At 70.7% G+C, this 14,571-nt stretch carries 13 protein-coding genes and 1 riboswitch; of the genes, 10 read left to right on the top strand and 3 right to left on the bottom strand.

The features are described 5' to 3' along the window. Positions 1 to 22 precede the first annotated feature (22 nt). Complete coding sequence (locus AB0N81_RS28635; protein WP_365363242.1) at positions 23 to 2,359, bottom strand: chitinase C-terminal domain-containing protein; 2,337 nt, start codon at positions 2,357 to 2,359, stop codon at positions 23 to 25. Positions 2,360 to 2,628: 269 nt separating this feature from the next. Beyond that, a riboswitch (FMN riboswitch) is annotated at positions 2,629 to 2,759 on the top strand. A 210-nt stretch (positions 2,760 to 2,969) separates the two neighbouring features. Between AB0N81_RS28635 and ribD the strand changes: the two genes are divergently transcribed. From ribD to AB0N81_RS28685, 10 genes are all read left to right on the top strand, one after another. After that, complete coding sequence (ribD, locus tag AB0N81_RS28640) at positions 2,970 to 4,037, top strand: bifunctional diaminohydroxyphosphoribosylaminopyrimidine deaminase/5-amino-6-(5-phosphoribosylamino)uracil reductase RibD (protein WP_365363374.1); 1,068 nt, start codon at positions 2,970 to 2,972, stop codon at positions 4,035 to 4,037. A 1-nt stretch (position 4,038) separates the two neighbouring features. Beyond that, positions 4,039 to 4,659 carry a riboflavin synthase gene (locus tag AB0N81_RS28645; protein ID WP_365363244.1) on the top strand — a complete coding sequence of 207 codons (621 nt, stop codon included), beginning with the start codon at positions 4,039 to 4,041 and terminating at the stop codon, positions 4,657 to 4,659. A 44-nt stretch (positions 4,660 to 4,703) separates the two neighbouring features. Then, the gene (locus tag AB0N81_RS28650) at positions 4,704 to 5,303 is read left to right on the top strand and encodes a nicotinamide mononucleotide transporter family protein (protein ID WP_365363376.1); all 600 of its coding nucleotides are present in this window, start codon (positions 4,704 to 4,706) and stop codon (positions 5,301 to 5,303) included. Beyond that, entirely contained in the window at positions 5,300 to 6,586 is a 1,287-nt protein-coding gene (locus tag AB0N81_RS28655) for a bifunctional 3,4-dihydroxy-2-butanone-4-phosphate synthase/GTP cyclohydrolase II (RefSeq protein ID WP_365363246.1), read from the top strand. The genes AB0N81_RS28650 and AB0N81_RS28655 overlap by 4 nt, the downstream gene beginning before the upstream one ends. 37 nt (positions 6,587 to 6,623) lie before the next feature. After that, positions 6,624 to 7,109: a 6,7-dimethyl-8-ribityllumazine synthase gene (gene ribH, locus AB0N81_RS28660; RefSeq protein ID WP_362994831.1), complete on the top strand. Its 486-nt coding sequence runs from the start codon at positions 6,624 to 6,626 to the stop codon at positions 7,107 to 7,109. 35 nt (positions 7,110 to 7,144) lie between these two features. Continuing rightward, a complete protein-coding gene (locus AB0N81_RS28665; RefSeq protein ID WP_205039161.1) occupies positions 7,145 to 7,417 on the top strand; it encodes a phosphoribosyl-ATP diphosphatase in 273 nt (90 codons plus the stop codon). Between the two features lie 58 nt (positions 7,418 to 7,475). After that, on the top strand, positions 7,476 to 8,324 hold the full coding sequence (gene hisG, locus AB0N81_RS28670) for an ATP phosphoribosyltransferase (RefSeq protein ID WP_365363249.1): 849 nt from the start codon (positions 7,476 to 7,478) through the stop codon (positions 8,322 to 8,324). Positions 8,325 to 8,355: 31 nt separating this feature from the next. Next, complete coding sequence (locus AB0N81_RS28675; protein ID WP_365363251.1) at positions 8,356 to 8,805, top strand: PH domain-containing protein; 450 nt, start codon at positions 8,356 to 8,358, stop codon at positions 8,803 to 8,805. Between the two features lie 206 nt (positions 8,806 to 9,011). After that, positions 9,012 to 10,355 carry a hemolysin family protein gene (locus tag AB0N81_RS28680; RefSeq protein ID WP_365363253.1) on the top strand — a complete coding sequence of 448 codons (1,344 nt, stop codon included), beginning with the start codon at positions 9,012 to 9,014 and terminating at the stop codon, positions 10,353 to 10,355. Beyond that, a complete protein-coding gene (locus AB0N81_RS28685; RefSeq protein ID WP_365363255.1) occupies positions 10,352 to 11,437 on the top strand; it encodes a hemolysin family protein in 1,086 nt (361 codons plus the stop codon). Before AB0N81_RS28680 ends, AB0N81_RS28685 begins: the two co-directional genes overlap by 4 nt. A gap of 20 nt (positions 11,438 to 11,457) precedes the next feature. On the opposite strand, the gene AB0N81_RS28690 is transcribed toward AB0N81_RS28685, so the two are convergent. Together AB0N81_RS28690 and AB0N81_RS28695 are read right to left on the bottom strand one after the other, a co-directional pair. Continuing rightward, positions 11,458 to 13,449: an AAA family ATPase gene (locus AB0N81_RS28690; RefSeq protein WP_365363257.1), complete on the bottom strand. Its 1,992-nt coding sequence runs from the start codon at positions 13,447 to 13,449 to the stop codon at positions 11,458 to 11,460. A 495-nt stretch (positions 13,450 to 13,944) separates the two neighbouring features. Then, a complete protein-coding gene (locus AB0N81_RS28695) occupies positions 13,945 to 14,553 on the bottom strand; it encodes an AAA family ATPase (protein WP_365363258.1) in 609 nt (202 codons plus the stop codon). Positions 14,554 to 14,571: the final 18 nt, after the last annotated feature.

The following is a 14,571-nucleotide window of genomic DNA, read 5'->3' on the forward strand; positions in this document are numbered from 1 at the left end:
CGGGCGTGAGCACTTCGGAGCGTCAGCAGGCGCCGAGATCCTGCCAAACACCCCAGGTGCCGCCGGCGCCGGGCTCATCGCCCTTCGTCCACCACTTGGCCTTCCACGTGTGCGACTTGTGGGACACGGTCGTCCCGCTGCCGTACTCGGCGGACGCGCCCCACGCGGGCGCGGTGCACTTGCCCGGCGTCGGCGGGTCGGTCGGGTCCGGCGGGTCGGTCGGCCCGGTGCCGCCTCCGGGCTCGACGAGCGTGGTGCCGCGCGCCAGGTCACCGGCGAGCGCGTACGTCGTGCCGCTGATGTCCACCGTCCAGTTCCACGGGGTGGAGACCGGCAGGTAGTAGTTGAAGGACAGGTCCACGGAGGCGCCGGGCGCAAGGGACTGCCAGGCCGGGAGCTTCAGCGAGGCCCGGTGGAAGTCGCCCTTCAGGCCGCCGACGTTGCTGCCGGTGTGGTCGCTGCTGATCACCTTCGTGCCGAAGCCGGACTGGTCGGAGGCGTTGCCAGGGGCCGCGGTGGAGTAGTCGAACTGGAACTCGGTGCCGCCAGGCAGCGCCGTCTTCGTGTTGTTGGTGATCTTCACCTTCGGCGTGATCGGGTAGTTGGAGTCGCCCAGCTTGAAGTCCCCGAAGTCCACCCCGATGTCGACGGCCTTGGTGGGCAGCTCCTTGTTCGAGACCTTGGCGCCGTACGGCTTCGCGGCCTTGAACTTGTCGTACATCAGCGAGGTGAGCGTGGAGCCGATCTCGTACTGCCCCTTGGCCGCGTTCCAGTCGTAGTCCCCGGCCATCTCCCAGACCATCGTGCCGCCGATGCCCCGGTCGACCACGTAGTCGGCCTTCTTCGCGACCGACTCCTCGTCCTCCGTGGACAGGAAGACCTTCTTGTCCGCGTTCCAGAGCCAGGGCGCGACCAGCGAGGAGCTGTACTTGCGGGCATAGGTGCCGGTGAGCTTGGTGTCGGCGGGGAAGCCGTACTTGGTGACGTAGTCGCCGACGATCCCCTTCTCCAGGTTCTTGGCGTGCCACATCGGGTTGGAGCCCGCCGGTGACTCCTTGCCGTTGTCGTCCTTGTCGTGCCAGAGGTTGTCGATGCCGACCGCGCCGTCACCGCACTTGGTCAGGCCGGAGCCTGCCGGGCAGCTGGTCGCGGCGGCCTTGCCCCACAGTCCGTCGGTGCCGCCCTGCACGTTCTTGTGGCCGCGCGTGTAGTACGGCAGGCCGATGTTGATGCGCCCGGCCGGCATCGAGCCGCGGAAGTAGTGGTAGGCCCAGTCGGTGTTCAGATAGCCGATGCCGCCGTACTGCTGGCTTCCGTAGACGTTCGCCGCAGCCAGCTCCGCGTCCTTGCCGTCGTCGAAGAGCGCGGCGTTGGGGCCGACGTACTCGTTCCAGGCGCCGTGCAGGTCGTACGACATGATGTTGACGTAATCCAGGTACTTCTGGACCTGGAAGGTCTCCATGCCGCGCAGCAGATAGCCGGAGGAGGGGGCCGCCACGGTCAGCATGTAGTGCTTGCCGTCGGCCGCGCCCGCCTTGTCGAGCTTCTCGCGCAGGGACTTCATCAGCGCGGCGTAGCCCTTGACGAGGCCGCCGCGGCGGGCGTTGGAGATGGAGTAGTCGAGCGGGTTGCCCGCGTCCTTCATCGTGGTCGGGTACTCGTAGTCGATGTCGACGCCGTTGAAGCCGTACTTCTTTATGAAGGCGACCGCCGAGTCGGCGAAGGTGTCGATGCCCGCGTGGTTCACCGAGCCGTCGGCGTTGGTGGCCATCGAGTAGAACCCGCCGGAGTTCACGCGCTTGCCGTCGTCCCCGAAGTAGCCGCCGGTCTCCGCCCAGCCGCCCACCGAGATGAGCGTCTTGACGTTCGGGTGCTTCTTCTTGAACTTGTTGAGCAGGTTGAAGTGGCCCTTGTAGGGCAGCGCCGGGTCCATCTCGGCGCCCGCGACGCCCGGCCAGGTCATGCCGGTGGCGGGGTTCGTGTCGCTGTCGGAGCCGACGGAGAGCTTGTTGTCCTTGTTGACATGCCCGAAGGCGTAGTTGACGTGGGTGACCTTCTCCCACGGGATGTCCTTGGCGAGATAGGCGGGCTCGCCGTTCTTGCCGGTGCGCCAGCCGGTGAAGTAGCCGATGACGCGGCGCTGGTGGTCGGCGCCCATCTTCTCGCGGCCGTCGCTGTCGTAGACGGAGCAGTAGGGGACGTCGACGCCGGGCGTCTTGTAGAGGCCGTCGGGGCGACAGGAAGCGTCGTCGGCGGCCGCGGCCTGGGTGGCGCCGCCGGACACGAGACCGATCAGCAGACCGGCGACGGCTGTGCCGGACGCGAGCAGCGTGGGTCTCGCGCGGGTGAGGGACGGCAAGGGAGCCTCCTGGGGGCGGTGCGGAACACGAGCGGGGCGGAACAGCACAACTGGCGGAGATGTGGATCGTTCTGGGGCCCCGGCGTGCGCACACCGTCGGCTCCTGCTCCTCGGAGTGACGGTGAGATTAAGAGGACTAGACCAGTGCGTCAATAGGTCTGGACCAAGTTGGTTGAACGTGATGTTGAATGGTGCTTTGTGAGCCAGGCCACAGCGGGCCACCCGTATGGCCCGCAATCAGCCATGGCACACTGGCCTCGTACCAGAAGCAGCGCACTCCGGGGTCGGTGTAATTCCGAACCGGCGGTTACAGTCCGCGACCCGGCCACCTCCAGTGGCCGGTTGACCAGGTGAAATTCCTGGACCGACGGTGAAAGTCCGGATGGGAGGCAGTGCGCGGCGGGCGGGCATCTCTGCACGTCGCCGTCATGGCTTGTTCCTGGCCTCGGCCCGGGACGGTTCCTGGGTTTCCCGGGGACAGGTGTCATTCGGCGCAGGCGTCGCTCCAGGTGTTCCTCCCGTACGTTCTGTCGTCATCGACAGGCCCCGGAGTCCGTGCCCGAAGAGGCAGGAGGACCCGGTGGCCACCGCCGTAGCCGAAGCAGCCGCCATGCGGCGCGCCGTCACGCTGGCCGCGCGCGGCCTCGGCGCCACCAGCCCCAACCCCGTCGTCGGCTGCGTCATCCTCGACGCCGCGGGCGAGAGCGTCGGCGAAGGCTGGCACCAGCGCGCGGGCGGCCCCCACGCCGAGGTCCACGCCCTGCGCGCGGCCGGTGACAGGGCCCGTGGCGGCACCGCCGTCGTCACCCTCGAACCCTGCAACCACACCGGCCGCACCGGACCCTGCGCACAGGCCCTCATCGACGCCGGGATCGCCCGCGTCGTCTACGCGGTCGGCGACCCGAACCCCACCGCGACCGGCGGCGCGCACACCCTGCGTACGGCCGGAATCCCGGCGGAACAGGGACTCCTGGAGGCCGAGGCTTCCGAGGTCAACGCCGCCTGGCTGACTTCCGTGCGGCTCGGCCGCCCCCACGTCACCTGGAAGTACGCCGCCACGCTCGACGGCCGCACCGCCGCCGCCGACGGCACCAGCCGCTGGATCACCTCCGCCGAGGCCCGCGCCGACGTGCACCGGCTGCGCGCCGAGAGTGACGCCGTCGTCGTCGGCTCCGGCACCCAGCGCGCCGACGACCCGCACCTCGCCGCACGGAACGTCGCAGGCGCGGAAACAGCCGCCGTGCAGCCCCTGCGCGTCGTCGTCGACACGAACGGCACCGCCGTCACGCCGGGCGCCCGCGTCCTGGACGACGCGGCACCGACACTGATCGCCGTCGCCGACGACGTCACCCCCGCCCATGACGCCGAGACCGTCCGGCTCCCGCGCGCGGAAGGCGGGTTGGACATCCGAACCCTCCTCGACGTGCTCCACGCGCGTGGCGTGCGGTCCGTCCTCCTCGAAGGCGGCCCGACGCTCGCCGGGGCCTTCGTCGCCGCCGGCGCCGTCGACCGCGTCGTCGGTTACCTCGCCCCCGCCCTGCTCGGCGCCGGGCCCGCCGCCCTGACCGGCGGCGGAATCACCACCATCACCGAAGCGTTGCGGCTCGACGTGAGCGAGACCGTCCGCATCGGCCCCGACCTGCGCATCACCGCGACCCTCGTAGCGAAGGAGCACTGACGTGTTCACCGGAATCGTCGAAGAGCTGGGCGAGATCACCGCCGTCGAGAACCTGCCCGACGCCTCCCGCTTCCGCCTGCGCGGGCCCGTGGTCACCGAAGGCGCGAAACACGGCGACTCCATCGCGGTCAACGGCGTCTGTCTGACGGTCGTGGAGCACGAGGGCGACGAGTTCACCGCCGACGTGATGGCGGAGACCCTGAACCGCTCCAGCCTCGGCGCGCTCGCGGTCGGCTCCCGCGTCAACCTGGAGCGCCCCACCTCGGTGGGCGCCCGCCTCGGCGGACACATCGTGCAGGGCCACGTCGACGGCACCGGCGAGATCGTCGAGCGCGAGCCGTCCGACAACTGGGAGATCGTCAAGATCTCGCTCCCCGCAGGACTCTCCCGCTACGTCGTCGAGAAGGGCTCCATCACCGTCGACGGCGTCAGCCTCACCGTGGTCGACGCGGGCCCCGACTTCTTCACCATCAGCCTCATCCCCACCACCCTCGCGCTCACCACGCTCGGCATCAAGCAGCCCGGCGAGCCGGTCAACCTCGAGGTCGACGTCATCGCCAAGTATGTGGAGCGCCTGCTCGGCGACCGCGTCCAAGTGCCCGCCCAGGAGGCCACCAAGTGAACTGGCTCAACTCCGAAGCCTTCACGGCCTTCGACCAGCACATCATGTGGTCCGACATGATCGGCAACACCGTCGGTCTCGTCGCCCTCGCGCTCGGCTGGCGGCGCTCCATATGGACCTGGCCCGCCCAGTTCCTGTCCGGCGTCATCCTCGTCGCCGCGTACGCCTCCGCGCAGCTGTCCGGCGGCGTCGGCAAGCAGCTCCTCGTCATCGGCGTCGCGCTGTGGGGCTGGCGGCAGTGGACGCGCGGCAGGCAGCAGGCGCAGGACGGCTCCATCGCCATCCGGTTCGCCACCTGGAAGGAGCGGGGCGTCCTGCTCGCGGGCACCGCCGTCGGCACCCTCGCCGTCGGCGCCCTGTTCAGCGCCGTCCCCGACCTGTCGTGGAACCCCTGGCCCGACGCCTACATCTTCGTCGGCACGCTCGCCGCGATGGTCGCCCAGGCCCGCGGACTCGTCGAGTTCTGGTTCGCCTGGCTGCTCGTCGACGTGGTCGGCGTGCCGCTCGCCTTCAGCAGCGGCCTCGCCTTCTCCGGACTCGTGTACGTCGTCTACCTCGCCCTCGTCCTCTGGGGCATGCGCGACTGGTGGCTGCGCTCCCGCGCGGCCGCCTCGCAGCCCGTCATGGAAGGAGCCCCGGCATGAGCGCGGCACCCCTCTGGTACAGCACCGGCACCGAAGACCTCTCGCTCGACCCCGTGGAGAGGGCCGTCGCCGACATCGCGGCGGGCCGCCCCGTCGTGGTCGTCGACGACGAGGACCGCGAGAACGAGGGCGACCTCGTCGTCGCCGCCGAGAAGGCGACCCCCGAGATCGTCGCCTTCATGATGAGCGAGTGCCGCGGCCTGATCTGCGCGCCCATGGAGGCCGCCGAACTCGACCGGCTCCGCCTCCCGCAGATGGTCGAGCACAACACCGAGTCGATGAGCACGGCCTTCACCGTCTCCGTCGACGCGAGCGCCGCGCACGGCGTCAGCACCGGCATCTCCGCCGCCGACCGCGCCACCACGCTCCAGCTCCTTGCGGGCGGCGCCGCCACCGCCGACGACTTCGTGCGCCCCGGGCACATCTTCCCGCTGCGCGCCAAGGAGGGCGGCGTGCTCACCCGCAACGGCCACACCGAGGCCGCCGTCGACCTCGCCCGGCTCGCGGGCCTGCGCCCCGCCGGGGCCATCGTGGAGATCGCGGGCGAGGACGGGAAGATGCTCCGCCTGCCCGAGCTGGTCCCCTTCGCCCGCAAGCACGGCCTGACGATCATCTCCATCGAGGACCTGATCGCCTACCGCCGCTCCTCGGAACCCACCGTCCGCCGCGAGGCCGAGGTCAGCCTGCCCACCGCCTTCGGCGACTTCACGGCGTACGGCTACCGCTCCACCGTCGACGGCGTCGAACACGTGGCCCTCGTCCACGGCGACCTCGGTGACGGCGAGGACGTCCTCGTACGCCTGCACTCCGAGTGCCTCACCGGCGACGTCTTCCACTCCCTGCGCTGCGACTGCGGCCCGCAGCTTGAGGCGTCCATGCGGCGCATCACCGGTGAGGGGCGCGGCGTTGTGGTCTACCTCCGCGGCCACGAGGGACGCGGCATCGGCCTGCTCTCCAAGCTGCGCGCGTACGCCCTCCAGGAACAGGGCAGCGACACCCTCGACGCCAACCTGGAGCTCGGCCTGCCCGCCGACGCCAGGGACTACGGCGCGGGCGCCCAGATCCTGCGCGACCTCGGCGTCCTCGGCGTCCGGCTGATGACCAACAACCCCGACAAGACCGACGCGGTCCTGCGGCACGGCCTGAAGGTCACCGGGCGCGAGCCCATGCCGGTCGAGGCGGGCGAACACAATCTTCGGTACCTGCGCACCAAGCGGGACCGGATGGGGCACGACCTGCCCTGGCTGGACGCCGCCGAAGTGTCCGCCTGCGGCAACCAGTAAGAACCGGACACGGTCAGAGGATCTGAAGGAGAAGCGCGTGAGCGGCAAGGGTGCACCCGAACTGAGCGTGAAGAACTGCGGCGACCTGCGGGTCGCGGTGATCGCGGCACAGTGGCACGAGAAGGTCATGGACGGTCTCGTCGACGGCGCCCTGCGCGCCCTGAACGAACTCGGCATCAGCGAGCCGACCGTGCTGCGCGTGCCCGGCAGCTTCGAGCTGCCCGTCGTCGCCAAGGTCCTCGCCGGCCGCGGCTACGACGCGATCGTCGCGCTCGGCGTCGTCATCCGCGGCGGCACCCCGCACTTCGAGTACGTGTGCCAGGGCGTCACCCAGGGCCTCACCCAGGTCTCCGTCGACACCGGCGTCCCGATCGGCTTCGGCGTACTGACGTGCGACACCGAGGAGCAGGCGCTGGACCGCGCGGGCATCGAGGGCTCCCGCGAGGACAAGGGCCACGAAGCGGTCACCGCGGCCGTGGCCACCGCCACCACGCTCCGTACCGTCTCCGAACCCTGGCGCTGAGGGGGACCGTCCGGCCGCGTAGAGTGGCGACCATCATGTCCAAGAAGACTTTCGAGGAGCTCTTCACCGAGCTCCAGCACAAGGCCGCCAACGGCGACCCCACGACCTCCCGCACCGCCGAGCTGGTCGACAAGGGCGTTCACGCCATCGGCAAGAAGGTCGTCGAAGAGGCCGCCGAGGTCTGGATGGCCGCCGAGTACGAGGGCAAGGAAGCCGCCGCCGAGGAGATCTCGCAGCTCCTGTACCACGTGCAGGTGATGATGGTCGCCCGCGGCATCTCCCTCGACGACGTGTACGCCCACCTCTGAGCCGCACCCCGGCACCCGCAACTCATCCACGTACCACCTGACTAAGGAAGCTGACCTCATGCTGCGCATCGCCGTCCCCAACAAGGGTTCACTGTCCGGACCTGCGTCGGCGATGCTCCATGAGGCCGGCTACCAGCAGCGCAAGGAGTCGAAGGAGCTCGTCCTCGTCGACCCCGACAACGAGGTCGAGTTCTTCTACCTGCGCCCCAAGGACATCGCGATCTACGTCTCGGCGGGCCGGCTCGACATCGGCATCACCGGCGAGGACCTGCTGATCGACTCCGGTGCCGACGCCGAGGTGATCCTGCCGCTCGGCTTCGCCCGCTCCACCTTCCGCTTCGCCGCGAAGCCGGGCACGGCGGGCGACATCAATGACCTCGCGGGCAAGACCGTCGCGACCTCCTACGAGGGCATCGTCGCCAAGCACCTCGCCGAGCAGGGCGTCGACGCCTCCGTCGTCCACCTGGACGGCGCCGTCGAGACCGCCATCGAGCTGGGCGTCGCCCAGGTCATCGCGGACGTCGTGGAGACCGGCACCTCCCTGCGGAACGCCGGCCTGGAGGTCTTCGGCGACCCGATCATGAAGTCCGAGGCGGTCGTCATCCGTCGCAGGGGCGCCGACACCGAGGACCCGAAGGTGCAGCAGTTCCTGCGCCGCCTCCAGGGCGTCCTCGTCGCCCGGTCGTACGTGATGATGGACTACGACTGCCGCGCCGAACACCTGGAGCAGGCCGTCGCCCTCACCCCGGGCCTGGAGTCGCCGACGATCTCGCCGCTGCACAACGAGGGCTGGGTCGCCGTCCGCTCGATGGTCCCCGCCAAGGAGGCCCAGCGGATCATGGACGACCTGTACGCCATCGGTGCGCGGGCCATCCTGACCACGGCCATCCACGCCTGCCGCCTCTGACCGGCCCCTGATCCGGTAGGAGCACCCGCCCATGTCCGAAAGCCCCGCCCTTCCCGCCCTGCCCGTCACCTTCCGGCCGACGCGGACCCGGGCCGTCCTGCTCACCGCGGGCGCCACGATCTTCGTGGTGATCACGGTGATCGCCTTCCTGCTGCCGAAGCTCAGCCCGGGGGAGCGGACCAGTTTCGTCTTCACCGGCGCGCTGCTCTTCGGCGTGCTCGTACTGCTCAGCAGGCCCAAGGTCGTCGCCGACGAATCCGGCGTGACCGTCGTCAACATCGCGACGAGCCGCCGTCTGGCCTGGGCCGAGATCGTGCAGGTCAACCTCCGCCCCGGCGACCCCTGGGTGTTCCTGAACCTCAGCGACGGCACCAGCCTGCCCGCCCTTGGCATCCAGCCGGGCATCGGCAAACAGCAGGCCATCACCGACGCCCGCGCCCTGCGCGCACTCGCCGACGCCCGCACGGCTCGCGAGAACTAGACCCTGGACGTTCCGCGCCCCGTCTTGATTAATCTGTTGGCGGGGCGCGCGTGTGTGCCGCCCCGCTCCCGACGGGCCCGCCCGGCCCCCCGGGAGCTCCTGCTACCCGAGGAGTGACTCCCTCCGGCGATGGACGGATCGTCCTGTAGTACCTGCGCCGCCCCCTCCCGACCTACCGGGACCGGCACGACCGAAGAGGTGGCGGCATGACAGTGCCCCTGCTGCTTCTCGGGGCGGCATTCCTGCTGATTCTCGCCAACGGCTTCTTCGTGGCGGCCGAGTTCGGACTCGTCACCGTCGAACGGCCGGACGCGGAGAAGGCCGCGGCCGAGGGCGACCGAAGGGCCCGTACGGTCGTCAGCGCCCTCAAGGAGCTGTCCTTCCAGCTCTCCGGCACCCAGCTCGGCATCACCATCACCTCGCTCGTCGTCGGCATGCTCGCCGAACCGGCCCTCGCGCACCTGCTCGCGGGCCCGTTCACGGCGGTCGGCGTCCCCGAGGGTGCCGTCGGCGGTGTCTCCGTAGTGGTCGGCATGCTGCTCGCCTCCGCCGTACAGATGGTGATCGGCGAGCTGGTGCCCAAGAACTGGGCGGTGTCCAGGCCGCTGCAGGTCGCGCGGTTCGTCGCAGGACCGCAGCACGTCTTCGCGCGGCTCTTCCGGCCCGTGATCGCCCTCCTGAACGCCGTGGCCAACCGTCTGGTGCGCTCCCTCGGCGTCGAGCCCGCCGAGGAGCTGGCCTCCGCCCGCACCCCCGGCGAGCTGGTCTCCCTGGCCCGGCACTCGGCGCAGGCCGGTGCCCTGGAGCAGGACACCGCCGACCTGTTCGTCCGCACCCTGTCCCTCGGGGAGCTGACCGCGCAGCACGTCATGACGCCGCGCGTGAAGGTCAGCGCGCTGCAGTCGTCGGCGACCGCGGAGGACGTGGTCAACCTGACCCGCGCCACCGGCCTGTCCCGCTTCCCGGTCTACGACGAGCGGATCGACGAGGTCGTCGGCATGGTGCACCTCAAGGACGCCCTCGCGGTCGCTGCCCACGAGCGCCTCAGGACGCCCGTGCGACGCATCGCGCAGTCCCCGCTGCTCGTCCCCGAGACGCTCCCCGTACAGCCCCTCCTGGAGCGGCTGCGCAGCGAGCAGCCCATCGCCGTCGTCGTCGACGAGTACGGAGGCACCGCGGGCGTCGTCACCCTGGAGGACATCGTCGAGGAACTCGTCGGCGAGGTCCGCGACGAGCACGACCTCCTCGACCTGCCCGAGCTCTGCGCGGCACCTGCCGAGGACGGCAGGCCCGCCTGGGACGCCGACGGCAGCTGCCGCGTCGACACGCTCCAGCGCATCGGGCTCGCCGTGCCCGAGGGGCCGTACGAGACCGTCGCAGGACTCGTCGCGGATCTGCTCGGCCGCATCCCCGCCCCCGGCGACCGTGCGGAACTCCCGGGCTGGCGGCTCTCGGTGCGCCAGGTCGGGCACTACCGCGCGGAGCGGGTGCGGATCGTGCGCACTCAGGACGCCTTCGCCGTCATGGAAGCCGCGGAGGCACTCCGATGAGCCTGCTGCAACTCCTCTTCGCCCTCCTCCTCGTCCTCGCCAACGGCTTCTTCGTGGGCGCGGAGTTCGCGCTCGTGTCCGTGCGCCGCAGCCAGATCGAGCCCCTGGACACCAAGCGGTCCCGCCAGGTGCTGTACGGCCTGGAGCACCTGCCGCAGATGATGGCGGCCGCCCAGTTCGGCATCACCGTCTGCTCGCTGACGCTCGGCGCGGTCGCCGAGCCGACCGTCGCGCATCTCCTGGAGCCGGTCTTCGAGGCCGTGCACCTGCCCGAGGGCGTGATCCACCCCCTCGGCTACGTGATCGCGCTCGCCGTCGTCGTCTTCCTCCACCTCGTCATCGGCGAGATGGTCCCGAAGAACCTCGCGATGGCGGCCCCCGAGAAGACGGCCCTCTGGTTCAGCCCGGGGCTGGTCGCCTTCGCGCGGCTCTGCCGACCGGTGACCGCCGCGCTCGGCGCGTGCTCCAGGGTCGTCCTGAAACTCTTCGGAGTGGAGCCCAAGGACGAGGTCGAGGCGGTGTTCACCAGCGTGCAGCTGGGCCGTCTCGTGGAGGACTCAGGACAGGCGGGCCTGCTCGATCCCGTCGAGCAGGAGCGCCTGGAGGACGCCCTGGAGCTGGGCTCGCGCCCGGTCACCGACGTCCTGCTCGACCGGGCGTCCCTGGTGACCGTGGGCCCCTCGGTCACCCCGGCCCGCGTCATCGAGCTCACCGGCCGCACCGGCTACTCCCGCTTCCCGGTCTGCGCGGAGAACGGCGCCTTCATGGGCTACCTCCACGTGAAGGACGTACTGGACCTGGAGGAGACCGACCGCGCCGTGCCGCAGCAGGTGTGGCGCCCGATGACCACGCTGCGGTCCGAACTGCCGCTGGACGACGCGCTGACCGTGATGCGCCGCGCCGCCACGCACCTGGCGCAGGTCGCCGACGCGTCCGGCAAGGTGCTCGGCCTGGTCGCCCTGGAGGACGTCCTGGAACTGCTGGTCGGCGAGGTCCGCGACCCGGCGCACCGGGTCACGGTGCAGAGGACCGCACCGGAGGAGAGCAGGGACTCCGCGCTCGCCGTCAGCCGCGCGGTCTGAACCCGCCGGACCCCGGGGTGTCAGAGCCCCGGGGTGTCCTGCGGTCCCCGCCCCGAGAGCACTTCTCCGTAGGCCTGCATCAGGTCGGGCAGCCGCAGGGTGGACAGGTCGTCGCGCCCCGGTTCGCCGGGGTAGCCGGAGAGCCGCAGGTCGCGGTAGGCACAGCTCTTCTCGTAGAGCGTGCGCAGGAAGCGGCCGTTGCCGAGCTCGTCGATCCAGGCCTGGTCGACGACGTGCCCGCTGATGGAGCGGAGCTCTTCGAGAGCCTCCTCGTCCCACACGTCGCCGTTGTCGGCCGCGAGGACCTCGCCGATGGCGGTGAGTTCGAGCGGGCGGTACGAGGGGAAGTCGACGCGGGTCGTGAAGCGGGAGGACAGCCCGGGGTTGGCGGCCAGGAGCCGGTCCATGCCCTCGGGGTAGCCCGCGAGGATGACGACGAGGTGGTCACGGTTGTCCTCGGCGCGCTTGAGGAGGACCTGTAGGGCCTCGTCTCCGTAGGCATCGCCCTTGCCGTAGCCGGAGTTGGAGAGGGAGTACGCCTCGTCCACGAAGAGGACGCCGCCGATCGCCGAGTCGATCAGCTCGTTGGCCTTCACGGCGGTCTGGCCCAGGTACTCGCCGACGAGGTCGGCCCGCTGCGCCTCCACCAGGTGGTCGCCGCCGAGCAGGCCGAGTGCGTAGAAGACGCGGCCGAGGATGCGGGCCACGGTGGTCTTGCCGGTGCCCGAGGGGCCCGAGAAGACGAAGTGTCGTTTCGGCGGCTGCACGGGCAGGCCTTGCGCGGCGCGCAGACGTGCCATGTTCAGCTGTGCGGAGAGCGCCTTGACCTGGCGTTTCACCGGCTCCAGGCCTACCATGCCCTCCAGTTCGGAGAGCGCGGCCTCCAGGAGTGCGGGGTCGGTGGGGCCGGGGGGCAGCTGGGGCGGTCCCGCCTTGACCGGGATGATCGCCTTCTCGCGGACGGCGTCGGTCTGGGCAGGGCTCGAGGCGCTGTTGGGGCTGTTGGGGCTCTTGGGGCCGGTGGGACCACCAGGGCCGCTGGGTCCACCGGAACTGCTGGGGCCCGTGGGGCCGGTGGGGGTGCCGGTGACCGGGAGGCCGCCGCCCGGCGGCAGTTCGGGGTCGGTGACCTTCACGTCACGTCCCTCCGTGCCGAACAGCACGTCGATGCCGTCAGGACCCTCCAGCACGTCCTGCCCCGCGCCGGTCAGGCTGATCGCGGCGGCGAGGTCGGCCGCCTCGTCGTACCCGTCGCCCTCGGAGATCGCGGCGAGTCGCGCGGAGGTGTCCATGAAGGAGGCGTCGACCCGGTGCACCGCGCGGTACAGGGGCAGGGCGGCCGCCGAGCGTCCTGTGCCCTCGTGCGCGCGGGCCAGCCAGTAGCGCAGCTCCTTGCGCTGAGGCTGTTCGCTGCGGCAGCGCATCAGGGCGGCGGACAGCAGCGGCTCGGCCTGGCCGTACGTCTCCAGGCGGACCCGCGCCATGCCGCCGAAGAGTCCGGCCTCGATGCCCAGCATCGGGTCGTCGATCAGCGGGTCCGTGTGCCGCACCAGCTGCTCCCAGTCCTTGACCAGGTAGGAGCGGCAGGCGTGCAGGAAGCGCACCTGCGGGTCGGCGTCGACGGGCGGCAGGCCCGCCAGTGCCCGGTCGAGCTCCGGGACATGGCGTCCGTCCAGCCAGTGCGAGGCGTGTGCGAGCAGCAGGTCACGGGTGCTCTCCAGGACCGGCTGCACCCACCAGCCGAGCCAGTACCAGGAGTTGAGGGCGCGCGCGTGCCGGGTGCGCTGCTCCCCGAACCGGTTCCGGTGCTGGAACATCCGCAGCAGTGCCGTCGTCGTGTCGATGCGCAGCGCGTGCAGCCCGAGCCAGCCGTCGGCCATCCCGGGATCCATCCGCACCGCCGTCCGCAATTCCTCCTCGGCCTGCGGATAGGCGCCCATCGTGTAGGCGTCGACGCCCCTCAGCCAGGCGAGGTCGGCCGGGGCGGGTGAGCCCACCGCGTCGAAGTCCATCAGGTCCCCCACAAACCGTGCCCCCGTTTGCGTACCGCCGGACCGGTGCCCGCCGGCGACTGCGCTGAACCACTGCGCTGAACCACTGTGCTGCGGACGGGAGTTGATTCGATGCGCAGAGCAGCCGTCCGAAAAGACGCACCGAGATGCATCGTACCTGCGGAGGAGCGGTCGGCCGTAGGGTGCCGCACCGGGGGATCGGCCGGGAACGGCCGACGGGGAGTCCGCCCGATGGTGACCGACCGTGAGCGAATGGCGGCTCGCAGCGGTCGGAAATCGGACTCGCGGGGCAGAACGAAGCCCCCGATCACGGGGGAACAACCGGGGGCTTCGCGTCTGCGGGCGGTGTCGAAGACCGCACATTCAGAACGTAAGTCCTGTAAGGGCCCTGGGTCAAGCAGAGTTGAGGCACTCGCGAAAACTCGCGAGGCCAACTGGAAGCGGTTTTCCGGAGGTTCAGCGGACCGCCCACGGCCCTTCACTCTGTGTGATGACTCAGGCCTCTGTAAGCGCCACACCGGGCCCTGAAAGCACTTCGTATCCCTCTGGTCGCTGTCGTACCAAAAGTTGGGCGAAGGGTCGGGACGGGTCCTCGGCGAAGTGCCGGAGTTCCTCCGGTTCCCAGCCGTCCCAGAAGTCACTCTGGACCGCCCCGTCCCGTCGGCGCCCCCGCTGCCACGCCTCCTCGTGCGGCACGTCCATCCACAGCACCGCGGCGAGGTGGGGACGCAGCGCCCGGCGGCCCGCGCCGACCCCCTCGACGATCACGACGGGCGCGGGCGGCAGGGCCCGGTCGGCGGGACCGAAGCGGCGCTCGTGCCAGTCGTACGTCGCGTAGTGCGCCGTCTCGCCGCGGGAGAGCGGTCCGACGACCTGCCGCCACAGCCGCTCCGTCCAGCCGAAGAGTTCCGCATGGCTCGCGATGTCGTCGAGCCGCAGGACGGGCGCGTCGCCGAGTGCCTCGGCCAGGCGGCGCGCGAAGGTCGACTTGCCCGAGCCCGCGTGCCCGTCCACGGCGATCAGGCGGACGGGGCCGCAGGAGGGCGGCAGGCGGCGCAGGGTGCCGGCGAGGCGGGGGAGCTGGGTGGGCTGGTGTCCGGTCATCACGGGCAAGGGTACGGC

The organism is Streptomyces sp. NPDC093510 (genome assembly GCF_040683555.1).
GTDB lineage: Bacteria > Actinomycetota > Actinomycetes > Streptomycetales > Streptomycetaceae > Streptomyces.